Consider the following 24,290-nt stretch of genomic DNA (forward strand, 5'->3'; position numbering starts at 1 on the left):
GAATGTCATGCTTCCAGGACGTAGGTTCCCGGCGCCTTCACGCCTGCGGGATGCCCCACGCTGCCGACCGAAGCGGGTGCGGTACGCCGCTCGCCGGAACGCTCCGCGAGCCATTTGCTCCAGTTGCCCCACCACGAGTCTTTCTCGGCCTGGGCATTGGCAAGCCACGCATCGGCATCGGCTGGCAGTGTCGGATTGAGGAAGAACTTCGCCTTCGGATTGCCCGGCGGATTGATCAGGCTCTGGATATGCCCGGCCGAACTCAGCACGAAGCGCGTCTCGCCGCCGAATATGCGCGCCGTGTTGTACACGCCCTTCCACGGCGTGATGTGATCGGTCATGCCCGCCACCACGTAGGTGTCGCACTTCACGTCGGACAGGTCGATCGGCGTGCCGAGCACCGTCAACGCACGCGGCTTGCTGAACAGGTTGCCCGTGAAGATATCGAGCAGTTGCCCATGCATGCGCGCGGGCAAGCGGGTCGCGTCGTTGTTCCAGTAGAGGATGTCGAACGCGGGCGGCGCCTTGCCGAGCAGATAGTTGTTGACCCAGTAGTTCCAGACGAGATCGTTGGGTCGCATCCATGCGAACACGCGGCCCATTTCCTCGCCGGCCAGCACGCCTTTCGATACGCTGTTCTGCTTCGCGGCCGCAATCGCTTCCGGCGTGGCGAACAGACCCAGTTGCGAGTCCGCCGTGTTGTCGAGCACCGCGACCATCAGCGTCGCGGCATGCACGCTCTTGTCGCCGCGGCTCGCGAGGTGGCCGAGCAGCGCCGAAATGGTCATCGCACCCGAGCACGCACCGTGCAGGTTGACGTCGTCGCTGCCGGTGATCTCGCGGATCGCCGCGATCGCTTCGAGCAGCGCGGCAACGTAGGTATCGAGATCCCAGTGGCTTTGATCCGCAGTCGGGTTGCGCCAGCTCACGACGAATGTCTGGAATTCGTTCTTCACCAGATAGTCGACGATGCTCTTGCCTTCGGACAGATCGAACACGTAGAACTTGTTGATCTGCGGCGGCACGATGAGTTGCGGGCGCGCATAGACATGCTCCGTCGCCGGCGCGTACTGGATCAGTTCCAGCACTTCGTTGCGAAACACCACCGCGCCCGGCGACGTGCCGAGATTCTCGCCCACCTTGAACGCCGTCTTGTCCACCTGTGCGGGCATGCCCTGGTTTTGCAGCATATCCGTCACGAGATTGCGCACGCCGCCAAGCAGGCTCGCACCGCCCGAATCGATTACCTTCTTCAGCGCCGCCGGATTGCCGAGCAGCGTGTTGGTCGGCGAGACGGCGTCGGTGAAAAGCGACAGCACGAACTGCGCGCGCTCCTTCGTTCTGGCGTCGAGCGCAGAACGGTCGACGAAGCCCGTCAGCGCGTTGCGCCATGCGACGTAGCCCTGCATCGTCATCCGATACATCGCGTTGTCCTGCCACGCCGGATCGGTGAAGCGCTTGTCGCCTTGCGGCGGCTTGCTGTCCGCGCTGCCGCCGAGCACCGCTATCAGATCGCGCACCAGCGCCGCTTCCTGTTCGACCACAAGCGTTGGCTGACGCAGCGCCTGCGCGCCGATCTGCTGCACCGTTGCCAGAATATCGCGCGGGCGCAGCCCGACGAACGGGTTCGGTCCCAGCATGCCCTCCGCAGCCGAAGCTGCAAGGTCGTCCGGCGGGGCGCTTTGCGCTGTGCGTTGTGTTGTACTTGTTGCGATGCTCATTTCAGTCTCCGCCATCTTCTGCTCCAGTCTCCATCCGTCTTTATCCGTCTGACGTCGCTCAAGCCACCAGCATCGCCAGTGACTCGGCGATCAGCGCCGGTTTCTCCTCGCCTTCGATCTGCAGTTCGTTCATCGTCTTGATGATGATCCGTCCGCCCTCTTTCTTTTCCGCCGACATCAGCGTTACGCGGCTTCGCACGCGCGCGCCTGCCTTGACGGGCGTCATGAAGCGCACCTTGTCGAGCCCATAGTTCAGGCCCGCCGATGCGTCTGGGGGAATCAAACCGATCTCGATCGCAAGCGCCGCCAGCAGCGAAAGCGTCAGATAGCCGTGCGCGATCGTGCCGCCGAACGGGCTCTCGCGTTTCGCGCGTTCGACATCGACGTGAATCCATTGCCTGTCGCCCGTACAGGCGGCGAAGGCGTCGATGCGCGCCTGATCGACGGTGACCCAATCCGACACGCCCAGTTCGCGGCCAACGCAACTATCGATCGTCGCGATGCTGTAATCCTTGATGCTCATCGTGCTTGCTCCTTGAGAGGGATCGGGTCAGGCGAACTGCTCGCGCAACCACTTCTTGTTCGTCTTGCCGACGCTCGTCTTCTGCAGCGCGTCGACGAACCTGACGATCTGCGGCACGGCGTACTTCGAGATTTGCCCCGTCTTGCTGAAGCCCAGCACGTGTTGCTTGACGTCGTCTTCGCTGACCTGGGCGTCCTGCCTGAGCACCACGAGCGCGACGGGACGCTCGCCCCACTTCTCGTCCTTGATGCCGATCACCGCGACTTCCGCGACGCCCGGATGCAGCGAAATCAGGCTTTCGATTTCAAGCGAAGAAATCCACTCGCCGCCCGACTTGATGACATCCTTGATGCGGTCGGTGATCTGGACGTTGCCCGTGGGGTCGATGTTCGCGATGTCCTGCGTATGCAGATAGCCGCCCGCCCACAACTGCGCGGACGCTTCCGGATTGTTCAGATAACCCTGCGTGAGCCACGGCGTGCGTACGACGATCTCGCCGTAGGCCTTGCCGTCGCGCGGCACGTCTTCCATGTGTTCGTTGACGATGCGTAAATCGACGAGCGGCACGGGAAAGCCGGTCTTGCAGCGCAGCCGCACTTCTTCATCGAGATCGAGCGGTTCCGTGTGCAGCGGGAGTTGCGCAAGACTCAGAACCGGGCACGTCTCCGACATGCCATAGCCCACGAACACGTCGATGCCGCGATCGAGCGCAGCGCGCGCGAGTCCGTGCGGCAGCGCGCCGCCGCCGATCACGACCTTCCATTTGCCGAGATCCACATGCTTCGCTTCGTCGCACGAGAGCAGCATGTGCAGGATCGTGCTGACGCAGTGCGAGAACGTGACGCCTTCGTCGCGCACCAGTTGCACGAGACGCTCGGGCACATAACGGCCCGGATAGACCTGCTTCACGCCGAGCACCGTGGCGATATAGGGCATGCCCCAGGCGTGCACATGGAACATCGGCGTGAGCGGCATATAGACGTCGCCGCGATGAAAGCGCTGGCCCGCTACCGGGCTCGCCAGCGCGGCCATCAGCGTGATGGTGTGCAGCACCAGTTGGCGATGCGAGAAGTACACGCCCTTCGGCAAGCCCGTCGTGCCCGTCGTGTAGAACGTGGTGGCGCGGGTGTTCTCGTCGAAGTCGGGAAAGTCGTAGTGCGTCGCGCTCGCGGCGAGCATCGCCTCGTACTCCGTCGCGAACGGGATGGTGTGTTCGCAGGCGTCGCTGCCCGGTTCGTCGATCCAGACGAAAACGCGGACCGTTTCGAGCTGATCCTTGATCGCTTCGACTACAGGCAGGAAGTCGGTATGGACGAACAGGACTTCCGCGCCCGAATGGTTGATCGTGTACGCGATCTCCGCGTGCGAGAGCCGCACATTCACCGTCTGGAGCACGGCGCCCATCATCGGCACCGCAAAGTACGACTCCAGATAGCGATGGCTGTCCCAGTCCATCACGGCAACCGTGGTGCCGTGGCGCACGCCCAGATCGTGCAGGCCGTTCGCGAGCCGCGCGATGCGCTCGCGCATCGTCGTGTAGGTCATCCGCAACTGGCCGCGGTAGACGATTTCCTGGTCCGGCGCCTGAATGAACGTCGTGTGCAGCAAGTGTTTGATCAGCAGCGGATAGGCGTAGGGTGTTGGCGTCGAATCGTGCCCGGCGTCCTGCATCGTTGTCTCCTCACAAGTCGGGCGATGGGTCGGGCACACACAGGTCCGTCGAGGCCTGTCGCGCCCAGTGCATCGCGAGTGAGACCATGATCGGTTTGTTCGGAGGGAAGCAACATCCCCTGAACAGGGGAGTCCCAAGCGGCGGCCGCATGGGCAAACTGCGTCTGGAGGGAATGCAGGAAGGCGGCGCGGTCAACCGCTGTCAAAAGCGAGCCGCCGGCTTACGTCGAGCCTACAGTCTGGAAGCACCGACGCTGGCCGCGCGTAGCCGTTCGATGTCGAGAATCTGGATTTCGCCGAATTTCAGGCTGATGATCTGCTGGCTTTCGAGGCTTTTGAGCAGCTGGTTCGTGGTCTGCCGTGACAGCGACACCATTGATGCAAGGCTGTCCTGCGAAAGCCGGATCTTGCTCTGCACCGCGTTGAGGCCGTCATAGCCTTCGGCGATCAAGAGCAGGCGGCTGGCGATACGTTGTGCGGCAGGCTGCAGCGCCAGCGATTCGGTGCTCTTGAACGACAGCCTCAGGCGTTGCGCCATTAATAGCGCGAAATCGCGCCAGTAGCGCGGCGTGGCGTCGAGCAGGTTTTTCAGCGCGGCTTCGGGCACGTGCATGAACAGTGCGCGGTTGACGGCAATGGCGTCGTGCGGGCGCGGCAAGCCGTCGAACATCGAGATTTCGCCGACCCATGCAGTCGGGCCGAGCACCGCGAGCAGGGATTCCTTGCCGTCGATGCCGACCGTGCCGACGGACAGCGCGCCTTCGAGCACGGCATACAGGCCGTAAGAGGGATCGCCGCACCGGTACAGCAGTTGGCCTTTTTCGAGCCGCAGCAGCGTGGCGTGGCTCATCAGATAGTCCTGCAGTTCGACGGGCAGGCCGCGAAACCAGGGCGTCGATTCGAGTTGAGGACGATAGTGAAGCAGCCTGGAATCCATGCACTTCTCGACGTGTCGGCTATGCGACAGATTTTACGCGGGATTGCCGACATCATGCGTTCACGGCTTTGGCCGCCAGCGCAGTCAGACGCGCTGTTCCCAGACACACGAATCATTGAACAAGGAGTCTCGCCGTGAGCTCAACCGATATCAGCCTGAAGCACGCAGTGTCCCCCGCCGAATGGGAAGCACGAGTCAATCTTGCGGCGGCCTACCGCCTTGTCGCGCTGTTCGGCTGGGACGATCTCGTGTTCACGCATATCTCGGCGCGCGTGCCCGGTCCCGAGCACCATTTCCTCATCAACCCGTACGGGATGATGTTCGACGAGATCACCGCGTCGTCGCTCGTCAAGATCGATCTGGACGGCCGCAAGGTGTCCGATTCGCCATACGAAGTGAATCCCGCCGGCTTCAACATCCACAGCGCAGTGCACGCAGCGCGCGAAGACGCGCTGTGCGTGATGCACACACACTCGGTCAACGGCGTCGCGGTGTCGGCGCAGGAAGCGGGCTTGCTGCCGCTGTCGCAGCAATCGCTGGTGGTGCTTGCGTCGCTCGGTTACCACAACTACGAGGGCATCGCGCTCAACGAAGGGGAAAAGCCCCGGCTCGTGCGCGACCTCGGCAGCAACGCGTATCTGATGCTGCGCAACCACGGTCTGCTGACGGTCGGCGCGACGCCTGCCGATGCGTTCGTCGCGATGTACTTCTTCGAGGCGTCGTGCATGATCCAGGTTCGCGCGCAGGCAGGCGGCGACAAGCTCCTGCCGATCGCGCAGCCGATCCTCGATGGCATCCGGAATCAGGTGACGGCAGCGACGCGCGGCGTGAGCGCCGGACAGCTCGTGTGGCCGGGACTGCTGCGGCGGCTCGACCGGAAGAACCCCGGCTATGCGGACTGACGCATAGCGATTGAAAGCACCGATGCGGGAACTGAGCGGCACGACGTCATGGGCCGTGCTTGCCGCCCAGCGCATCGGCAGAATCGGACAGCGGCTCGATCGAGACAAGGCATGGCGAAGATCTGTATCTATGGCGCGGGTTCCATTGGCTGCTACGTCGGCGGACGGCTGCTCGCCGGTGGCAGCGACGTCACTTTCATTGCGCGCGAACGCGTCGGCCGCCAGTTGCGCGAGCACGGGCTGACGCTTTCGCAGTTCGGCGATCGCCGCTGGTCGGTGCCGCCCGAGCGCATCGATGTATCGACGGACCTCACGGCGGCCGCCGCCGCGGATCTGGTGCTCGTCACCGTCAAGTCCGCGGCAACGCCGACGGTTGCGGCCGAACTGGCAGGCGTGCTGCGCCCTGGGACGGTCGTGGTCAGCTTCCAGAACGGCGTCGGCAACGCCGACATCCTGCGCGCCGCCTTGCCGAACCAGACGGTGCTCGAAGGGATGGTGCCGTTCAACGTCATCGAACGCGGACCGGGTGCCTATCATCAGGGATCGGGCGGCGAGCTGGAGGTCCGGCGCGCGCCCGGATTGCAGCCGTTCACCGGCGACTTCGCGAAGGCGGGACTGCCGCTCGAACAGCACGCCGACATGCTGCCCGTACAGTGGGCCAAGCTGCTGCTCAACCTGAACAACGCCATCAACGCGCTGTCGAACCGGCCGCTGAAAGAAGAGCTGTCGCAGCGCGCGTATCGGCGCTGCCTTGGCATGGCGCAAGAAGAAACGCTCGCGCTGCTCGCGCGCGCCGGCATTCGCCCGGCCCGTTTGACGGCTGTTCCACCCGCATGGATGCCGCGCTTTCTCGGCTTGCCCGACACGTGGTTCGCACGCCTTGCACGCGCGATGCTGACCATCGACCCGCTCGCGCGCTCGTCAATGTCCGACGATCTCGCGGCGGGACGCGCGACGGAAGTCGACTGGATCAACGGTGAAGTCGTGAAGCTCGCCCATCGTCTCGGGCTCGATGCACCCGTGAACGCGCGCCTCTGCGAACTCGTGCACGAAGCCGAGCAAAGCGATGCACGTCACGCGTGGACGGGCGACGCGCTACTGGCCGAACTGCGCGCTGCTTCGCGCGGCGCAACTGCGAGGAGCCAACGCATGCCTGCGTAGCAGGCATTGCGTTGATCGACTCACATGGCGCTCGTAACCGACACGTCCGAAGCAATGAGGACGAACTTGTGGTTCAGTGGATTGCCTCCTGCAGGGCAAGAGGCGCTCATGCGCCATTGCGAACCGGTTACGTTGCACGCCGGTGAATACCTGTTCCGGCGCGGCGACGCGCCCAATGGTTTCTTCGGGCTCAAGTGCGGCAAGCTGAAGGCCTGCACGCTGCGCGAAGACGGCAAGGAAGCGATCCTTGCCGTGATCGAGGCGGGCAACTGGTTTGGACAGACTTCCATGACCAGCCGGCAGCCGCGCCTGCGCGATGTCGTCGCGCTCGAGCGATCGAGCCTGTTCGTCGTCAAGGCCCAGGCGTTCGACGAGTTGATGCAGAACCAGGCCTTCTTCCGCGCGGTTGCGGAGTTGCAGCTCATCCACATGAACTGGCTTTATCGCATGGTCGAAGACGCGACCTTGCATTCGACGCGTGCCCGCATTGCCCGCCGGCTGCTGCTGCTCGCTGCGGGCGACGTGACCATGCTGTCGCAGAGCCGCCCGGAGGTCGCGGTCTCCCACGACACGCTTGCGATGATGCTCGGCATCACGCGCCAGACGCTCTCGCTGGAACTCAAGGCAATGGCGGAGCAAGGAGCGATCGTCCTCCGGTATGGCCGGATCGAAATCTGTTCGAAGGAGATGCTTTGCTCCTTTCAGGAATGCCATTGATCGCTCCCGCCCGGGTTCACGCGGCCTAGAACGTATGCCGCAACCCGACCATGACGCCCAGTTGCGTCGTACCGTATGCCGAACTCAACGCACTGATGCCCTGGAATTGCGCACCAACCATGCCGCCGCGATACAGCGAGTAATCAGCTTCCACATACGTATCCGTGCGTTTGGACAAGTTGTAATCCGCGACCAACTGAAACTGCGTCGTGTTGCCGTCGGCGGACTGGGTTTTCCCCGTCTGGATCGTGCGCCACACGTTGGCCGAAAGATGCGTGGAATCGCCTACCAGTTGCGTAATGCCGCCGAAGAACATCTTGCGCGCGGCGAACGTGTTGAACTTGAGCGCGGTCAATTCCGGCACGCTGAACGGACCATTCGGAAAGTTGCCGACAAAGTTCGCATCCTGCCGGTTCACGGCCCAGCCGGCCATCACCGTGGTGCCGCCGAATGCATATGAACCGCCCGCCGTCCACGACTTCAAGTGCGCCGATGTGTTCACGGCATCGCGCGAATCGAGGTATCCGGCAGCCAGGCGTAACGGCGCGCCAGGCAGAAAAATCAGCGATGCACCGATCTGACTGCCCGAGCCGAACGCGCCCGCATTGCCGCCGAACGCATACGATACTTCGGCCGTCAGGTATTGCCAGCGCGCCGCGTACTTGACCATGTTGCTGGTCCAGACGCCCTGCGCCATCATGACTTCCGGACGAAACTGATAGAAGGTCGGCAACCAGGGATTGGTGATGAAGGCGCTCAACACCGCGTCGGAAAGGGGATTGATCTGCCGCCCCATCGTCAGCTTGCCATAGGTGCTGGATTGCAAGCCGACGAACGCCGTATTGAAGAACGGATAAGCGGGATCGATCACCCCGCTGTTCGGAAAAAAGCGATCTTCGAGTTCGAACACCGCCTTGTTGCCGCCGCCGAGATCTTCCGTTCCTTTGAATCCGAACGCACTCTCTGTCGCGCCGCCGTTAGCGAGTCGAACGGCTGAATTGCCCTGCGGGTCCGCGTGAGTCGTGTAGCGAATGCCCGTATCGACGACGCCGTAAAACGTCACCAGGGATTGCGCATTCGATGGAACTGAATACAGTGTCGCTGTCGATATCACTCCTGCCACTATTCCGCTTCTCCGAGCGGTTTTGGACAGCATTCTCCTGACCTTCATCATGCCTCGTCTCCAACCATTATGATTATGTCGTACAGCAAAACATAGCAACGGATCAGACGACGACTACGTACGATCTGACCCGCTGCGCTCAGCGCCCGGCGCCATACCTATACGTTGCCCGGAAAATATCGTGGCAACTGCCAGAAAATTTACAATTGACGGAGAGCCTGCACGACACATCAACGCGCGCGACGCGCATGCTTCAGTGCGCCCCTGCCGCTGCGTCGCTGGCGCCTCCGGACTTGCCTGGTTTCGTGATCCAGATCAGCGGAATGATGACGATCATGACGATGGCGGCCCCGTAGAACACGTCGTTCAATCCCATCATTGCCGCCTGGGTTTGCACGGTATGGTCGAACAGCGCAAACGATGCCTGTTTACCGAGGCCGAACAGCGAATGGTATGTATCGAGTTGCTGGTTGAAGATCGGGTTGGTCGGACTCGACTGCTGCGTCAGGATTTCATGGTGAAAGATCGTGCGGTTATTCCAGATCACATTCGCCACCGACGTGCCGATCCCGCCGAAGAACATACGCCCGAAGGTGGACAGCCCGGCTGCGGCGGGAACCTTCTCGGGCGGTTGGCCAGAGAGGATGATGACCGTCAGCGGTGCAAAGAACAGCGCCATCGGAATGCCCTGCAGCAGCGTAGGCAGGATGATGTATCCCTCGCTGAGATCCGTGTAGAAGAACGAGCGCATGTAGTAGACGATCGCGAAGCCGATGAACGCAAACGTGCCGATGATGCGCGCGTCGGAACGCGGCAGGAGCTTGCCCATGATCGGCGCGCCGATCACCGCAAAAATGCCCAGCGGCGCGGTCGCGAGTCCCGCATCGACTGCCCGGTAGCCGAGGTACTCCTGCATCCACTGCGGCAGCAAAACAAGCGTCCCAAAGAAGATCCCATAGGCGACGGCAATAGAAACCGTGCCGCCAAGGAAATTGCGCTGCTTGAAGAGCGTGAGGTCGACAATCGGATTCTTGTCCGTCAATTCCCACACGATGAAAAGTGCGAGGCCAACAGCGGCGACGATCGTGAGAATGATGATCGTATTCGACGAGAACCAGTCGAGATCCTTGCCTTTATCGAGCATCACCTGCAACGCCGCCACCCAGACGACCAGCAGCAGCAGTCCGACCTTGTCCACCGGGATTTTCTTTGACGGCGTATCGCGATGCCGGTACAGCGTCCAGACCATAGCCGCCGCGAACAGCCCCACGGGGATGTTGAGGTAGAAGATCCACGACCAGCTATAGCTGTCGGTGACCCAGCCGCCGAGCGCCGGTCCCACGATGGGTCCCGTCACGACGATCATCGAGAACAGCGAGAGCGCCAATGATGACTTGTTCTTGGGCCACGAACTCAGCAGCAGCGCCTGCGACATCGGAATCAACGGGCCTGCCACAGCGCCTTGCAGTATCCGGGCGAAGAGCAGCACGGGCAACGAAGGCGCAATGCCGCACAGCCACGACGCGACCACGAACAGCAGGATCGATCCCACGAAGAGCCGCACCTGTCCAAGGCGTTGCGTCAGCCAGCCGGTCAACGGTATCGCTACCGAATTCGCCGCGGCAAAAACGGTGATGACCCACGTGCCCTCATCGACGGAGACACCGAGATTGCCGGAAATGGTGGGTATCGCGACATTCGCGATCGACGAGTCGAGCACGGTCATGAAACCTGCCAGGCCAACGACGAACGAGCCTAAGGCAAGCTTGGCTCCCGTCAGCGGGGGATGATTCGTTTGATTGGTCGTCATAGTGATCCAGACAAGGTGTTGCTGGCCTTCGTGAATACGGAGAAAGGGGCAGCGCGTGCATCGCATGCCCGGGCGCGGTGCGGGCGTGTCACTCGTTCGCGGCGATGATGTGTGCGATCGCGTCGTTCGCCTCGTCGCCGTACTTCGCGAACACGTCGGTCTTGTAGGTCGAACCGGGATCGACGGCCGTCAGCGAAGCCGCGTTGGTATCCTTCACGTCGACGTTGACGTTCATCGACAGGCCCACGCGCAGCGGATTTTTCTTCAGTTCCCCGAGAGGAATTTCGATCCGCACGGGCAGCCGTTGCACGACCTTGATCCAGTTGCCCGTCGCGTTCTGCGCAGGCAACAGCGCCAGCGCCGACCCCGTACCTGGCGTAAAGCCCGCGACCTTGCCGTGATAGACGACTGAGGAGCCATAGACGTCGGCCGTCAGCTCGACGGGTTGGCCAACACGAATGTGCCGAAGCTGCCACTCCTTGAAGTTCGCATCGACCCAGACCTGATTGAGCGGAACCACCGACATCAGCGGCGTCCCGGTGGAAACGCGCTGCCCGACCTGGACGCTGCGCTGCGCGACGTAGCCCGTGACGGGCGCCGGCAACGTGGTGCGTGCATAAGCGAGGTACGCATCCCGTACATGGGCGGCGCTGGCCTGCACGTCGGGGTGTGCTTCGATCGACGTGTTGGCCGTCAGCGCGCGGTTGGCGCCGAGTTGCTGCTTCGCGGCGTCGAGCGTGGCCTGCGCCGACTTGACCGCGTCGCGTGCGTGCGAAATGTCTTCTTCCGACACGGCGCCCGTCATACCCGTAGAAAGCCGGCGACGCAGATCGTCCTGTGCTTTGGTCAGATCCGATTGCCGCTGCGCGATGTCCGCGCGGTATTTGTCGTCGTTGACGTAGAGGCCATGCACGCGTCGAACGGTCTGGCCAAGGTTCGCTTCAGCCTGTTGCAGGGCAATGCGCGCATCGGCAGGATCGATCTGCACGACAGGCTCGCCCTCCTTCACGACCTGCGTGTTGTCCGCGTTGACACCGATCACGGTGCCTCCAATCTGAGGGGTGATCTGAACGACGTTGCCGTTCACATACGCATCATCCGTTTCGACGTGAAAGCGTGCGACCGTGTAGTAGTAGGCTCCGTACGCTGCGCCGGATGCAGCCAGCGTAGCGGCAAGCAACGCCAGCAGCAGCTTGCGCTTTCCGGCTTTCTTCGGCGGCTCGCTTACGTGTTGGGGTTGGGGTTGGGGTTGGGATTGAGGTGCATTCATCGTTGAACTCCAGCAAGGCTCGATCGACGCCGTCCATCGTCCGATGGCGGCGGCTCGAATGGGTTAGTCGGTTGTCTTGACGTTCGAAGGTGTTGGAATCGGCGTGTCGGTGGTCGACGCGAGGCCGGTTTGCGTTGCGTCGAAACCGCCGCCCATCGCCTTGATCAAGCCGATTTGCTGATCGCGGCGCGCCATCTGCAGGTTGATGACGGACTTTTCGGCTGAGAGACGGTTGTCGTCCGCGTTCAACACATGCAGTTGCTGGCTCAGTCCGGATCGGTAGCGAACCAGCGCCAGTTGATACGCCTTGGTCTGTGCATCCAGCGCCTGCTGCGAGTCGACCAGTTGCCGATCCGTTGACTGGATCTGCGAAACCTGCGTGGCAACATCTGACAGCGCATTGATCAATGTGCGGTTGTAATTCGCCACGTCGTAGTCGAAGTCCGCATAGCGCTCCTTCAGTTGCGATCGCAGCGCCCCGGCATCGAAAATCGGCAAATGGATTGCCGGTCCCGCCTGCATCTGACGACTCGATGCGGTGAGGAAACGTCCCCACCCAAATGCGTCGAGACCCGCCGACAGCGAAAGATTGACGTCCGGGTAGAACTCGGCCTTCGCTTCCTTCACGTCGTGCATGGCCGCAGCGACCTGCCAGTAAGCAGCCACGATATCGGGCCGTCGCGAGATGAGGTCGGCCGGAAGGTTGTCCGGCAACGCGACCACGCGGCTCGCGCCGAATGAAGGATTGGCGATCTTCAGTCCACGGTCCGGCCCCTGCCCCAGCAACGCGCCCAGCTTGTAGCGCACCGTTGTGATCTGCCCCTCGAGATCGCTGACGCTCGAACGGCTGGTTGCCGTCTCGCCGTATGCAGTCTGCTTTTCGACGTTCGTGTCGAGGCCTGCGCCGACGCGTCCATCCGTGATCCGCCCGATGTCTTCACGATTGCGCACTTCGCGGCTTTCGACATCGCGCAACGCGTAAAGGAGCGCGAGGCGGTTGTAGGTGCTTGCGACCGACGCAGCGAGCGTCACACGGACCTCTTCGGCTTCTGCCTGAGCCACCTTTTCCTGAGAGACGGCCTGACGAAGCCGCTCGCGATTCTTGCCCCACAGGTCGAGGTCCCACGACGCGCTGACCAGCAGGTTGTTTTCACTCTGCGTCGAGCCCGCATAGGGTGGCGGCACGATCGCGTTGGCCGAGAAGTGTTCCCGGGTCCACGAGTAACTACCGCTTACGTTGGGATAGAGCAAGGATTTCGCGCTGCCGACATAGGACGTCGCTTTCTCGATGCGGGCGCGTGCCTGATCGATGGTCGGGTTGTCCTTCAGCGCTTCGTCGATCAGTTTCGGCAATTGCGGATCGCCGAACTGCTGCGCCCAATCGAGCGCGGGCCATTGACCGCCCTGGTCCGGCAAGCTCTGCTTCGTCTCATAGGTCGAAGGAGACTCGATCTTCTTGTCGCTCTTGATGCCAGCGTAGTTGACGCATCCCGCCAGACTGAATGCCGCGACTGCCGCAGCGAGCAACGCAGCCGGTTTGCCGGCGAACAACCCGCGTCGCTCTCCATTCGATCTACTTTCCAATGTCCTCATGTTCAATTGCGTGATCATGCTTTGGCATCCGTTAAAAAGTGTATATGCACATGCTAGGGTTCGTTGAGGCACTTATCAATGCGCGAGAATGCATCAGTTTGTTGCCTTGTCGTTATCAGCCTTTGGGCACGTCGCGCGTGACGCGGAACAGTTCGTTCCTCAGATGCACGGCCTGCTGCTGGCCAAACACGACTTCGAAATTCGCCTGAGCAGCACGCCAATGAACAGTCGCCTGTTCGAATCTTTCGTGGCCCTTTTCGGTGAGCGTGAGGCGAAAACGTCGTTTGACCCGCTCCTCGGCGGGCGCCACCACAAGGCCATCACGCAACAGCGGTTTGAGGATGCGTACGAGCGTCGTCCGGTCCGTCACGAGCGCGTCGGCCAGTTGAATCATCGTTGATTTCGGATGGCGATTCAGCATGCTCAGGATGCTGAACTGGGTCGGCGTAATGCCGACCTTGCAAAGATGGCGTTCGTACAGCTTCGAGATATGCCGCGCTGCCTGCCGTACGGCAAAGCAATCATCGGTTTCGGATGAGATCGGGTTCATTTCTACGGGATAGTCTGTGACACCGTGTTCTATTTATATTCGGCATCCTTAGTATTCAACATTAATCTGCCGGTTCGCTGGCAGGCTTGCTTCAGTTGCGCTCCGCCTCAATCGATCGGCGTTTCAACCGTGCAGCATTTTCAGCGCTGCGTAAATCGGTGCCGAATGATTTCGTCGCCCAGCTGAGTGCGCCGATCCATCCCGCTATGGTCCATCCAAGGATGAGATTGAGGAGCAGAACGCGGGCCGCTTCCTGCTTCAGCCTGCGACGGGCGATCATCGAAGGTGTGAAATAAACGCCCACACCGATTGCGACCAATACGTAAGACATGAATACGTGCATCTGGCACCTGTTCTGATAACGCTCGACTTCACGAAAAGCACTTGAAAGTGCATGCGCACAGAATAGCCAAACGACGTGTGGGAATCGATGCCTGTCACACCATCAAACTGTTGTTTCCAGATGCATCAATCGATGCGGACGTGGCGGGACGCGTACCGGCGCAACCGTCAGCGCGGCGCCGTACGCTCGAAAAAATCCGTCGCGTGATCGATGAACGCGCGCACCTTGGCGGGCAGGAGTGTCCGGTTGCTGTACGCCAGGCGGATCTCGATGCCAATGTCGGTGAGCTCAAAATCGGCGAGCAGACGAACGAGCGTCCCGGACGCCAGTTCGTTCTCGATGAGCGAGACGGGCACGATTCCAATGCCGAAACCCTGCAGCACCATTTCCCGGTTGAACGCCTGACTGTTCGATGACACGTCGAAACGAAGGGGAATCGTCAGTTCCTCATTGTCGATCCGAAAGCCGACGCTCGGTCGTCGAAGCGACGGCGACATGGCCACGAAGAGATGCTTGGCCAGTTCCGACGGGTGCTTCGGCGTAGACGTCCGCTGCAAATACTGCGGTGTCGCGACGATGATGAATGGAATGCGCTCGAGCAACCGCACCACGGCCGTCTCGCTCGTCAACATATAAGGCACGACGATGCCAAGATCGTAGCCGTCGGCCACGAGGTCGACGGGGCGTTCGGTCAGCGTGAGGTCCAGCGTGACTTTCGGGTGTGCGCGTTTGAATTCGGCAATCAGTGGAACGAGGCGCTCCATCGTCGCGGTCGTGTGGGCGACGAGGCGCAGCACGCCGCCCGCCTCTTTTGTCTGATTGCCGACGTCCGCTTCGAGTGCATCCAGATCATCGAGAATGCGCACGCAGCCTTCATAGAATCGCTCGGCTGCCTCGGTGAGCGATACCTGGCGCGTTGTCCGGTGCAGTAGTCGGCACCCCACGCGCTCCTCCAGCGCCGAGATGGCCCGCGACACCGCCGGCCGGGCCATGCCGTGCATGTCGGCTGCCCGCGCGAAGCTTTTCAATTCGACCACTGACCGGAAAACGCGCAGGCTTTCAACGTAGTCCATGGAGAAATCTCGCTATACGTGCGGGAGCAACCGGTTTGCCGCGGTCTGTTGGACTGCTTGACTGTGCGGCTTCAGCGGGCGCCCGATTGCCTATTTGTACAGCCTGGCCGGATGGTGCACGACATCCTTGACGCGCTGCATCCATCCGCCAGGCGCAGGCGCCAGGTTTGCAGACTCCCCGTGTCCGTCCATGTCTTGACGACGCCCCGCGTCATCCGCATTGCGATGGACGGGTTGGTACTGCACCGCGAATCGCACATGCAACACGGCCGACAACGCGCGCTCGTATGCCTTCTCATTGTCGTCGACGGGCATGAGCGCCGCGAGCGCTCTTGCAAATGCCGATGCGTCTTCCATGTCCGCGCCCGTCAATACGCCACGCTGCGAGAACGCGCGCTGCACATCATCTTTCAATGCCTGGACGGCGGCACCGACTTTATCGTATGCCTGGGCGGGCGCTTCGACATGGATCTGGAGATTGGATGAGCACATCGTCGGCGTGCCCGCGAGCACATTCCTGTCGCTCTCGACGCGCGACGCGAGATGCTTGATGTAGGCGACCGCGGCTGTGGGGATGTTCTCGCGCCGCCCGCAGTAATCGTGCACCCGGGAGGCGCCCTGAATCGCGGATGCAAAAGACGTGAAATCATCGAACTGCAGATGCCTGGCGGCACAGTCGAGGACGGCGTCAGGTGACAACCCGAGTTCGTGGGCCACCGACAGACTCGTCTTCATCGCGAGCAGAAGCCGTTCGCTCCATTCGTCCTGACGGTATCCTCTCACCGAACTCTCGTTCATCGCGGCTCCCGCCTGGACGTGTCGCATGCAGCGATAGTACGCCGGAAGGCCTTTCAGCACTATTACTGCGCCTGCGCCGCGTGCGTCAGCGTTTGCCCTGGCCGCCTTCCAGCGCGAAATTCCTGAGCAAGGTCTGCCGGCTCGCCTTCAATATTTCCTCGCCAAGCCGGGGGTCCGCCCCGCCGACCGCCCGCGACAGAATGAGCGCGCCCACCATCTCGCTGTAGAACGCAATCGCCTCCCGGCGCGCTTCGTCCGTGTCCACGCTTTCGTCGCGCTGTTCGGCGACGAGCGCCGTCAACGTTTCGATCATCGTTTCGAGGCCGCTTGCAAAATTCGATTGCGCCTCAGTGCCGAGCCGGCGAACGTCCGCAGTCAGCCCGGCGACCGCGCAGCCCTGTTCAATGTCGTCGCAATGCGTGCCGGACAGGTAGAAATCCACCTGCCGCTTCAACCGGTTACCGCCACGCGTGATGGGCGCCGCGATCGCTTCCTTCAGGTCGCGGTTGGCCTTGTCCATCGCGCTCGCCACGACTTCGGCCGCGAGCGCCTCTTTCGATTCGAAGTGGTTGTAGAACCCGCCCTGCGTAAAACCCGCGGCCTTCATCAGCGCACTCAGGCCCACGCCGTCGATCCCATGCTCACGGAACAGTTTCTCCGAGGCCGCAATGATGGCCTTGCGGTTCTCCACCGCCTTCTGTTTTGAGACTCCCATCGTTCGATGCTCCACGCCGTTGTCGGCCCAATTATAACGCCCTTCGAAAAATACAATGGCGACCACCATTGACTTCGACCGACAAATCACCCAAACTCAATGTCAATCACCATTGTGTTTTCGGTGAATCCTTCAAACTGGACAGGAAATATTCATGACCCACACCACCGAAGCAGCCAACAAGGCCCTCGTGCTCGAAGCATTCGACACGCTTTTCAACCAGCGCGACTATGCCGCCGCGGAGCGGTACTGGTCGCCGGATTACATCCAGCACAGCGCGCATATCGAACCGGGCCGCGATGGTCTGTTCAACCTGATCCGGACAGTGCCGCCGACGTTGCGATACGAACCAGGCGTGATCGTCGCGGACGGCGACTACGTGATCGTTCATGGCCGCTTTTCCGGTAACGGACGTCCCGTCGCATGGATCGCTGCCGACATCCTGCGCATAGAAAACGGCGTGCTGGCCGAGCACTGGGACGTGTTGCAGGACGAAGCCAGCCAATCCGAATCGAAGAGCGGCCTGCCGATGTTCGGCACCCGCTTTCCGCGCTAACAGCAACCTTCATTTCACAGCGAGTCGAACATGAAACTCACAGGCAACACCATCTTCATCACAGGCGGCGGCTCGGGCATCGGCCGCGGACTGGCCGAGGCGCTGCACAAGCGCGGCAACGAGGTCATCATTTCGGGCAGGCGCGCCGAGCGTCTGCAGGCAACCATCGATGCGAATCCCGGCATGCGCGCGGTGTCGCTCGACATCAACAATCCCGCGGACGTTCAGGCCGTTGCCGCCAGGCTGATTGCCGACTATCCCGACCTCAACGTGCTGATCAACAACGCCGGCGTCATGTATCCCGATGGCGCGCAAGGTCCCGTCGACGACGACCTGATGCGCGCGACCGTCGATACGAATCTGCTTGGGCCGATCCGCATGACGTCCGCACTGATCGAGCATCTGAAGACGCGCGACGACGCGGTCGTCGCGAACGTGACGTCGGTATTGGGCTTCGTGCCGCTTGCAATCGCGGCGGTGTACAGCGCGACCAAGGCCGCATTGCATTCGTACACGCTGTCGCAGCGCTATCTGCTTCGGGACAGCAAGGTCTCGTTCATTGAAATCGCGCCGCCGTGGGTTCGCACGGAGTTGCTGAACAGCACCGAAGAAGAACGCGCGATGCCGCTCGATACGTTCATCGAAGGCGCAATCGAGCAACTGGGCACCGATACCAACGAAATCCTCGTGGGTCCCGCCGTGTCGATGCGCGCCAATCCGGGACCCGGCGAGCACGCGTGGGTCAACGAGTTCAACGACCTGTTTGCGGCGGGTTGATCGCAACACGTTGCGGCCATCGGGCACTCGGGTCAGGACGCGTCGCCAGATTTCGTAGCTGGAAACAGCGACAGCCTGAGCCCAACGAGCGAATGCAGCGCACCTTTGCGCAGCTTGTAGCCAGGCGCACCGGGATCGGCCGCGAAGTCTGCGAGGATCCGCTCGATGGCGGCATCGACGTCGACTACAAGCGTCGGTGGTAAGCGTTGCCGATCGCCCGATTCGAGGCATCGTTCATAGTACGACCGCACATCGTCGAGCACGCGATTCAACACGACCGGCAACTCCCCGGAAAACTTGCCCGAAAGTCTGCGCAGGTCGAGTGTGTTGAGCGCAACGCGCATGTCGCGCAGGCTTTCCGTCGACGGGTGCTTGTCGTCGTCGCTCGGCGCCACGCGCGGAATAAGCTGCACGAGCCGGTCGAGCATGCGCGCGTTCAGATCGCGCTGCTGACCGATCGATAACGTGGACGCGCTGAGAACGACGTCCCGCCAGCTGGACCGGGTGAGTCGCGCCGTCGCCGCATCCGTTCCGAACGGGCGGATGACGCCCGTCATCACCGAAGCGAACATCACACCGGCCAACCCCGCGAGATTGGCATTCAGGAAGTTCAAAATGTTGGCGTCATAGGCGCTGTCGATGCCAAGAAAAGTTGCCGTCGTCAACGCTACAAGCGTCGATATCAATGCCCATTTCGGACGTGGCATCAACAAGCCGAGCGGCACAAACAGGAATGAGAAGAAGATGACCAGCACGCCGAAATCCTGGCCACTCGGCAACACGACAAACAGATAGAACGCTGAAATGACGACGCCCATCGTCGCGCACTTCAGAAAAGTAATCATCATGGGCACGGGCTCGTCGAGCGCGGCGAAAAAGCAGACACCGATAGCGCCCAGCGACACGGCCGCCGCACCGTCCTGCCAGCCCGAAGCAATCCAGATGCTGGACGAAACGAAGATGACCAGCGCGGCCGAACCGGCGGAGAACAAGGCAAGACCTCGGTCGAGAAAAGCGTGACGCGTGCCGACCCGCCAATGACGAAACCGCGGTCGCCAGCTCGCTTTTTCGTGAACGATCATGTCGCGCAAGCTCCGGCAATCGGCCCACAGATCCACCACTTGCCGCAAGCGCGAAAGCGCGCTGGATAACAGTGCCGCCTGCCAGGTCGTCAATTCGTTGCGGGCCGGGTCGAGTTGCGCGATACGCATCCGCAATAGCGGCGCCCCGTGCTCGGGGTCTTCGCCAAGCGACGCGTCCATCCAGCGGCAGGTATCGCGCAGTAGTTCGTTCAGGCCAACAGGAACGCCGGGCTCCGATTTTTGCGCGGCCGCGAGTATGTCGGCGAGAGCCGAGGTGATAGGCAATATCAGTTGCATCCGGCCTTGCAGTTCCTCGCTGCGAGCGAGAATCGCTGGGCTGACGTGGTCGTAGGCCAACTGGCTCAACAGGAATTCGAAGCCGCGCACACTCGTCGCCATCTTCTGGCGGCTTCCCGACACGAGCGCGCCCACGGCCCGGCCCGCCAGCGACTCTTTCGCGTAAAGCGTGGCGTCGCGGAACCATGAATCGGTTCGCTCGATCAGCGTCGGCGCTAGCCGGCTCGGAAACAAAACGCTGCCGACGATGCTCGCGCAAACAATGCCAAGCGTGATCTCTTCAGTTCGCGCCACGGCCACATCGAAGATGCTCAGTGGGTTCGATAGCGCCGGTAACGCAATGACAGACAGCGAATAACTGGCGAGCAGGAAAACGTAGCTGCGGGCCGCACGCGTCGAGATCGAAATGTAGACGAACACGCCCGTCCATAACGCTATCAAAGCGCTCAACAGATAAGGCGTCTCCGCGAAAGGCGGCACGAGGGCGACGGAAGCGAGCGCGCCAAGCACGGTGCCGATCACGCGATACAGCGCCTTCGACCTTGTGGCGCCGACGAACGGGTTCGACACGATATAGACGGATGCCAGCGCCCAGTACGGCCTCGGCAGGTCGAACCAGAACGCGATATAAAGCGCGAGCATCCCTGCAAGAAAGGTCTTTAGCGAAAAAATCCAGTCGCGCAGCGAAGGGAGATTCATCGGAACAAATCGCGTGGGGGATCAGTTTCTCGCCCGGCAGATTGTCCAGGCCCGCAGTAAAACGACCCACAGTGTCCCGCGTTTCTTCGAAGTCTGCCTGGACAATCGCATATAACGCGCACGCGTCGAAGCCGCAAAGGACGCGGCCATGCGGTTCACCTTGCTCGTCTGATGCGAAGGCGCGCAATATCGGCAGCCATTGTCAACGTGCTGTTGCGTTCGAACGCTCTATCGGGAGGGTGAAGCCGAACGTCACGCCGCGGGACACATTGCGCACGGCCCAGATCCGGCCAGCGTGTGCTTCGACAATAGACCGGCAGATCGCCAGGCCCATCCCCATCCCTGTTTTCTTGGTGGTGAAGAACGGCTCGAAGATCCTCTCGAAGTCCACCTGCCCTGTGCCGCGATCCTCCACGTCGATCACCACACTATCCGCATCGCGACGCGAGCGGACTACCAGCAGCTTCGGCCGTTCCTCCGTTGCCGCTAACGCTTCGATTGCGTTGCGCACGAGGTTCATGAGCACCTGCTGAATCTGAACCGCGTCGGCGCTGATCTTCGGCACGTCTTCGTACAGTATCGTCTCGAGCGAAATCGCGTTGCGCTGGATATCGTCGGCCATCAGCGTGCATACCTGAAGGATCAGCTTGTTGATGTCGAGCTCCACCTTTTGCGGGGCTGCATGCCTGAAGAGCGCCCGGATGCGGCTTACCACGTCAGCTGCGGCATTCGCGTCGCGGACAACGTGCTCGGCCGAAAGTCTCGCTTCCTCGATCCTCGGCGGTGTGGCAGCAAGCCACCGCAAGCATGCACGCCCATGCGCCACGACGGCCTGAAGGGGCTGGTTGAGTTCATGAGCAATGGAGGCGGATAGTTCGGCGACAGCCGCGAGCCGTGACGCCTGCGCAAGCTTCTCCTGCGCGTCGCGCAAGGCCTTCGCGACCTCTGCGCTGTCATCGATATCGACATCGATACCAAAGAACTTCATCACTTGCGCACCGGCCGCTTCAGCGCTGCGTTGCTCTCGCGCCCGGCCGGGCTCTAGCCTCGACAACAGATGCGGCTCGTCCGACAACTGTCCGAGCAGCGCGATGAGATGGTGCCGCACGTTTTCGGATCGGCGCGCGCCCTCCTCGATTGCGACGGCCAGTTCCGTCCACCCCGGCTGCCGATATTGCTCGGCCAGATAAGCGTGGACGATGATCTGCGCGACGAGATCGAAGTAATCGAAGAGATACAGCGAGACGTCGACCAGAAGTTCTTTGCCAATATGCTCGTCCAGTTCTCCCAGCGCGACGTAGGTGCTCCAGATTTCCCGCAATCCGAGGCGCAACGCCTGAAGCAGGCTCTGCAGTGGCACGCGTTGAGGCTCACGTCTCTGGCTGATTTCCCGAAACACGTTCATGTGCTGCGCGGAAGGAGGTTCGCCCGACAACAGAGTCTCGAACCATACTTTGGCTGACAGCGCGACGGATTCGTGAACATCCTCTTTGGCGGCTGGCGGCAGTAACCGGTATCCGTCGAGCGGCGTCAGTGTCGCGAGCGTGCGCTCGACGACATCGGTCAGATCGGCAGCGAGGGAAACGGTTTTTTCTCGCAAGGGGGTGCTGATTTTGGGTACTTTGGCTAGCACGGCAATTTATCTATCGGTAACGGGCGCACGATTTCGACTAACAAGCAGCGTCGGCGCAGCGGCTTCTACGGCTGCGCACCGAACGGTTCCCGCCTGATACTCTGCGATGCGATTCAATGCGGCGTGTCATGTGGCGCGAAACGGGCCGTTCCCGGCGAAGCCTCAGTGAGCCGCCCGGCGGAGATCGAAAGGTGCGCTGCCCGCACAGGGAGCGCTTCGATCCGCATCCGGTGCATCCATGGTCTCCCGGCGCAACGCGGCCCGCCATCCCCCTTATTGGGGAGATGCGCGCAATCGACGGGGGATGGCGACAAGCGTGCCCCGATAACCATGCGTGTGATTGCAAAATGCGTGTGACTGTTGAAGCGCCCGCGAACGGGCCGCACGTTTTCCTCTCGACGAAGGTCGTCCCGCCGCGACTGCCGGCGGATCTGATCGATCGTCCGCGGCTCGTGCGCTGGACCTCGGTCTTGTTGGAACACAGTAGGTTCTACGCCAGCGCCAAGTCTCGTGCGAAGATTCGAAGCGACTCCAGTTTCATGTAATGGCGGGCCAACTTCCTGCGAACTAACATCGATTCCAGGCGCTGCGAGTTGACACAATTGTTGACAGTGATGTGCGCCGGCAGGAGGTCGCCTGAGGGCCTTGCCTCCATTGGAACGGCAGCACTAAAAGACAAACTTCATCTATGTTAGCCATAGCGTCGGCGGCAGTGGACTGGTTTGCGGGCGCGGAGATACTGGCCGCGATCTCGTATTTGAACTGGCTCTGTCAGCCTGGCGAGGCATTCGTCGTCGTCACCTTTCTCGCGGCAGTTGGTTTATTCTCGGCTTTCGCGAAAAATGTATCGTCGGACGTGTTCGTGCTGGCTGCAAATGTATGCTTTGCCGTGCTGCTTCTTGCACCACTAGACGCATCCACACGAATCAGCACGCACACGATCCTCGCCGTTGCCGGGTTCCTGCCGTCGTCGCTTGCGCTCACGCTGCTTATACATCGCCTGCGCAAACTCAACGCGATCGTCATGGAAATGAAATCGGCGAACGCCGCGCCCGGTTCACGCAATAGCCCCATGACGGGCGGACACGAGCGAGGTCCGACCGACAGCGTCGACATCCGGGCATTTCTCATCGAAGAAATGCATCTCAGCACGCTTGAAGAGCTGAGCGCCTCGATTACGCATGAGATTGCTCAGCCGTTGTCGGCAATCGTATTGAATGGCAACGCGGGGCTGCGCTGGCTGCATCAGGACCACCCGCCAAAGAGCGAAGTCCAGGGTTGCATCGAGCGGATGACAAGCGACGGCTGGCGTGCGTCCGCCATCATGGTACGGATTCACGAACGCTGCCAGCGCTTGCCGCCACCACTCACGCCGACGGCAATGAACGACGTCGTCCGGGAACTCGCCCCATTCATCAGGCGTCAGATGGCCCGCTGCGGTGGAACGCTCGAACTCCGCCTCTCGCCGTCACTTCCAGATACCTTGGCGAACGCTACGAGGCTTCAGCAGGTCTTCATCAACCTGACGCAGAACGCACTACAGGCAATGGCCGCGATAGAAGACAGACCTGCTCAAATTGTCATTTCGACATGGGCCACTGAAGCCGGTGCGGTGGCGTTCTCGGTGGCGGACAACGGGCCCGGAATCGCCTGTGAAGAGATATGCTCGATATTCGAACCCTTCGTTACCACGAGAGAGCGGGCCATAGGCCTGGGTCTTTCAAGCTGCCGCTCGATCGTCGAGGCTCACAGCGGCGAAATTTCAGCCAGCAATAACCCCGACTTCGGCGCAATCTTTATTGTTACGCTGCCGCCGTTTAAATAGTGGATGACGGCTTTCCAGCGTCTGCTCTCTCGCGAACTCCAACGTACTTCGCGCAAAAAGCAGTGGCTTTTTCCGGCGCTCTCTCGAAGAGAGCTTAAATTAACCTGACAGTTTCAAGAAACATGAGCAATGACATCAAGGACGATCTTCACGTCCGCCTCTCACCGCACGATGCAGTTGTCGAAGTCGCAAAGGTTCTCTGGCACCTGCGCAGTATTCTGGCCATCATGGTCGTGCTTTTCTTCGTATTGTCGATCGCAATGTACTACGGTGGCGGGGCCGTCAATATGGCTACGCGCGCGCAGTCATCGCTGGGCGAGACGCTTTATTTTTGCGCGGTCACTGCGCTGACCATCGGCTACGGCGACGTCGTGCCGACCACCACGCTTGGTCGGATCATCGCGGTTTTACTGGGTTTGCTCGGCGTGTTGATGACGGGAGTGACAACGGGCTCCACTGTCTACGGCATTCAGGTAGCGGCTCAACGAGCTGGCCTGCGGCCACGCTAAACCCT

At 61.3% G+C, this 24,290-nt stretch carries 22 protein-coding genes; 7 read left to right on the forward strand and 15 right to left on the reverse strand.

What is annotated here, in order from left to right; all coding sequences use genetic code 11:
* Positions 1–5 precede the first annotated feature (5 nt).
* The 4 genes from C2L64_RS41415 to C2L64_RS41430 all read right to left on the reverse strand — a co-directional run bounded on the left by C2L64_RS41415 (position 6) and on the right by C2L64_RS41430 (position 4,852).
* Positions 6–1,721, reverse strand: coding sequence for an alpha/beta fold hydrolase (locus tag C2L64_RS41415; protein WP_238554524.1), 1,716 nt, complete (start codon positions 1,719–1,721; stop codon positions 6–8).
* Between the two features lie 58 nt (positions 1,722–1,779).
* Positions 1,780–2,244: a MaoC family dehydratase gene (locus tag C2L64_RS41420; RefSeq protein WP_007577399.1), complete on the reverse strand. Its 465-nt coding sequence runs from the start codon at positions 2,242–2,244 to the stop codon at positions 1,780–1,782.
* 27 nt (positions 2,245–2,271) lie between these two features.
* Positions 2,272–3,915 carry a fatty acid--CoA ligase gene (locus tag C2L64_RS41425; RefSeq protein WP_007577400.1) on the reverse strand — a complete coding sequence of 548 codons (1,644 nt, stop codon included), beginning with the start codon at positions 3,913–3,915 and terminating at the stop codon, positions 2,272–2,274.
* A 232-nt stretch (positions 3,916–4,147) separates the two neighbouring features.
* Complete coding sequence (locus tag C2L64_RS41430; RefSeq protein ID WP_007577401.1) at positions 4,148–4,852, reverse strand: Crp/Fnr family transcriptional regulator; 705 nt, start codon at positions 4,850–4,852, stop codon at positions 4,148–4,150.
* A 134-nt stretch (positions 4,853–4,986) separates the two neighbouring features.
* On the opposite strand from C2L64_RS41430, the gene C2L64_RS41435 reads away from it, so the two are divergent.
* From C2L64_RS41435 to C2L64_RS41445, 3 genes are all read left to right on the forward strand, one after another.
* Positions 4,987–5,754 (forward strand): class II aldolase/adducin family protein, encoded by a 768-nt coding sequence (locus tag C2L64_RS41435; protein WP_007577402.1) that lies wholly within the window; start codon positions 4,987–4,989, stop codon positions 5,752–5,754.
* Positions 5,755–5,865: 111 nt separating this feature from the next.
* Positions 5,866–6,915: a 2-dehydropantoate 2-reductase gene (locus C2L64_RS41440; protein WP_007577403.1), complete on the forward strand. Its 1,050-nt coding sequence runs from the start codon at positions 5,866–5,868 to the stop codon at positions 6,913–6,915.
* Positions 6,916–7,023: 108 nt separating this feature from the next.
* Positions 7,024–7,632, forward strand: coding sequence for a Crp/Fnr family transcriptional regulator (locus tag C2L64_RS41445; RefSeq protein WP_007577404.1), 609 nt, complete (start codon positions 7,024–7,026; stop codon positions 7,630–7,632).
* A 25-nt stretch (positions 7,633–7,657) separates the two neighbouring features.
* Here the strand turns inward: C2L64_RS41445 and C2L64_RS41450 are convergent, their stop codons facing one another.
* From C2L64_RS41450 to C2L64_RS41490, 9 genes are all read right to left on the reverse strand, one after another.
* Positions 7,658–8,806, reverse strand: a complete 1,149-nt coding sequence (locus tag C2L64_RS41450; protein WP_051058140.1) for a porin — start codon at positions 8,804–8,806, stop codon at positions 7,658–7,660.
* Between the two features lie 202 nt (positions 8,807–9,008).
* Positions 9,009–10,565 (reverse strand): DHA2 family efflux MFS transporter permease subunit, encoded by a 1,557-nt coding sequence (locus tag C2L64_RS41455; protein ID WP_007577406.1) that lies wholly within the window; start codon positions 10,563–10,565, stop codon positions 9,009–9,011.
* 88 nt (positions 10,566–10,653) lie between these two features.
* The gene (locus tag C2L64_RS41460) at positions 10,654–11,835 is read right to left on the reverse strand and encodes an HlyD family efflux transporter periplasmic adaptor subunit (RefSeq protein WP_039899762.1); all 1,182 of its coding nucleotides are present in this window, start codon (positions 11,833–11,835) and stop codon (positions 10,654–10,656) included.
* A 63-nt stretch (positions 11,836–11,898) separates the two neighbouring features.
* Entirely contained in the window at positions 11,899–13,446 is a 1,548-nt protein-coding gene (locus C2L64_RS41465; RefSeq protein ID WP_238554526.1) for an efflux transporter outer membrane subunit, read from the reverse strand.
* 97 nt (positions 13,447–13,543) lie between these two features.
* A complete protein-coding gene (locus C2L64_RS41470; protein ID WP_007577410.1) occupies positions 13,544–13,978 on the reverse strand; it encodes a MarR family winged helix-turn-helix transcriptional regulator in 435 nt (144 codons plus the stop codon).
* A gap of 91 nt (positions 13,979–14,069) precedes the next feature.
* Positions 14,070–14,309: a superinfection immunity protein gene (locus tag C2L64_RS41475; RefSeq protein ID WP_238554527.1), complete on the reverse strand. Its 240-nt coding sequence runs from the start codon at positions 14,307–14,309 to the stop codon at positions 14,070–14,072.
* A 179-nt stretch (positions 14,310–14,488) separates the two neighbouring features.
* Entirely contained in the window at positions 14,489–15,394 is a 906-nt protein-coding gene (locus C2L64_RS41480) for a LysR family transcriptional regulator (protein WP_007577414.1), read from the reverse strand.
* A gap of 90 nt (positions 15,395–15,484) precedes the next feature.
* On the reverse strand, positions 15,485–16,192 hold the full coding sequence (locus C2L64_RS41485; RefSeq protein WP_039899782.1) for a hypothetical protein: 708 nt from the start codon (positions 16,190–16,192) through the stop codon (positions 15,485–15,487).
* 85 nt (positions 16,193–16,277) lie between these two features.
* The gene (locus C2L64_RS41490) at positions 16,278–16,907 is read right to left on the reverse strand and encodes a TetR/AcrR family transcriptional regulator (RefSeq protein ID WP_039899784.1); all 630 of its coding nucleotides are present in this window, start codon (positions 16,905–16,907) and stop codon (positions 16,278–16,280) included.
* A gap of 154 nt (positions 16,908–17,061) precedes the next feature.
* On the opposite strand from C2L64_RS41490, the gene C2L64_RS41495 reads away from it, so the two are divergent.
* Both C2L64_RS41495 and C2L64_RS41500 read left to right on the forward strand, forming a co-directional pair.
* On the forward strand, positions 17,062–17,463 hold the full coding sequence (locus C2L64_RS41495; protein WP_007577418.1) for a nuclear transport factor 2 family protein: 402 nt from the start codon (positions 17,062–17,064) through the stop codon (positions 17,461–17,463).
* A 30-nt stretch (positions 17,464–17,493) separates the two neighbouring features.
* Positions 17,494–18,240, forward strand: coding sequence for an SDR family oxidoreductase (locus C2L64_RS41500; protein ID WP_007577419.1), 747 nt, complete (start codon positions 17,494–17,496; stop codon positions 18,238–18,240).
* 32 nt (positions 18,241–18,272) lie between these two features.
* On the opposite strand, the gene C2L64_RS41505 is transcribed toward C2L64_RS41500, so the two are convergent.
* The gene (locus C2L64_RS41505) at positions 18,273–20,318 is read right to left on the reverse strand and encodes an FUSC family protein (RefSeq protein ID WP_007577420.1); all 2,046 of its coding nucleotides are present in this window, start codon (positions 20,316–20,318) and stop codon (positions 18,273–18,275) included.
* Positions 20,319–20,520: 202 nt separating this feature from the next.
* Positions 20,521–21,918 carry a sensor histidine kinase gene (locus C2L64_RS41510; RefSeq protein ID WP_007577421.1) on the reverse strand — a complete coding sequence of 466 codons (1,398 nt, stop codon included), beginning with the start codon at positions 21,916–21,918 and terminating at the stop codon, positions 20,521–20,523.
* 745 nt (positions 21,919–22,663) lie between these two features.
* On the opposite strand from C2L64_RS41510, the gene C2L64_RS41515 reads away from it, so the two are divergent.
* Together C2L64_RS41515 and C2L64_RS41520 are read left to right on the forward strand one after the other, a co-directional pair.
* Positions 22,664–23,776, forward strand: a complete 1,113-nt coding sequence (locus C2L64_RS41515; protein WP_007577423.1) for a sensor histidine kinase — start codon at positions 22,664–22,666, stop codon at positions 23,774–23,776.
* 122 nt (positions 23,777–23,898) lie between these two features.
* Complete coding sequence (locus C2L64_RS41520; protein WP_007577424.1) at positions 23,899–24,285, forward strand: potassium channel family protein; 387 nt, start codon at positions 23,899–23,901, stop codon at positions 24,283–24,285.
* The last annotated feature ends 5 nt before the right edge of the window (positions 24,286–24,290 follow it).

This window comes from Paraburkholderia hospita, from assembly GCF_002902965.1.
GTDB classification, from domain to species: Bacteria; Pseudomonadota; Gammaproteobacteria; order Burkholderiales; family Burkholderiaceae; genus Paraburkholderia; species Paraburkholderia hospita.

Bases quoted from the DNA above. Each gene is read 5' to 3' on its own strand.
- C2L64_RS41480 (WP_007577414.1), bottom strand. From the start codon at position 15,394: ATGGACTACGTTGAAAGCCTGCGCGTTTTCCGGTCAGTGGTCGAATTG.
- C2L64_RS41425 (WP_007577400.1), bottom strand. From the start codon at position 3,915: ATGCAGGACGCCGGGCACGATTCGACGCCAACACCCTACGCCTATCCG.
- C2L64_RS41470 (WP_007577410.1), bottom strand. From the start codon at position 13,978: ATGAACCCGATCTCATCCGAAACCGATGATTGCTTTGCCGTACGGCAG.
- C2L64_RS41485 (WP_039899782.1), bottom strand. From the start codon at position 16,192: ATGAACGAGAGTTCGGTGAGAGGATACCGTCAGGACGAATGGAGCGAA.
- C2L64_RS41505 (WP_007577420.1), bottom strand. From the start codon at position 20,318: ATGAATCTCCCTTCGCTGCGCGACTGGATTTTTTCGCTAAAGACCTTT.
- C2L64_RS41460 (WP_039899762.1), bottom strand. From the start codon at position 11,835: ATGAATGCACCTCAATCCCAACCCCAACCCCAACCCCAACACGTAAGC.
- C2L64_RS41445 (WP_007577404.1), top strand. From the start codon at position 7,024: ATGCGCCATTGCGAACCGGTTACGTTGCACGCCGGTGAATACCTGTTC.
- C2L64_RS41465 (WP_238554526.1), bottom strand. From the start codon at position 13,446: ATGATCACGCAATTGAACATGAGGACATTGGAAAGTAGATCGAATGGA.
- C2L64_RS41415 (WP_238554524.1), bottom strand. From the start codon at position 1,721: ATGAGCATCGCAACAAGTACAACACAACGCACAGCGCAAAGCGCCCCG.
- C2L64_RS41420 (WP_007577399.1), bottom strand. From the start codon at position 2,244: ATGAGCATCAAGGATTACAGCATCGCGACGATCGATAGTTGCGTTGGC.
- C2L64_RS41520 (WP_007577424.1), top strand. From the start codon at position 23,899: ATGAGCAATGACATCAAGGACGATCTTCACGTCCGCCTCTCACCGCAC.
- C2L64_RS41475 (WP_238554527.1), bottom strand. From the start codon at position 14,309: ATGTCTTACGTATTGGTCGCAATCGGTGTGGGCGTTTATTTCACACCT.
- C2L64_RS41440 (WP_007577403.1), top strand. From the start codon at position 5,866: ATGGCGAAGATCTGTATCTATGGCGCGGGTTCCATTGGCTGCTACGTC.
- C2L64_RS41450 (WP_051058140.1), bottom strand. From the start codon at position 8,806: ATGATGAAGGTCAGGAGAATGCTGTCCAAAACCGCTCGGAGAAGCGGA.
- C2L64_RS41500 (WP_007577419.1), top strand. From the start codon at position 17,494: ATGAAACTCACAGGCAACACCATCTTCATCACAGGCGGCGGCTCGGGC.
- C2L64_RS41490 (WP_039899784.1), bottom strand. From the start codon at position 16,907: ATGGGAGTCTCAAAACAGAAGGCGGTGGAGAACCGCAAGGCCATCATT.
- C2L64_RS41430 (WP_007577401.1), bottom strand. From the start codon at position 4,852: ATGGATTCCAGGCTGCTTCACTATCGTCCTCAACTCGAATCGACGCCC.
- C2L64_RS41495 (WP_007577418.1), top strand. From the start codon at position 17,062: ATGACCCACACCACCGAAGCAGCCAACAAGGCCCTCGTGCTCGAAGCA.
- C2L64_RS41455 (WP_007577406.1), bottom strand. From the start codon at position 10,565: ATGACGACCAATCAAACGAATCATCCCCCGCTGACGGGAGCCAAGCTT.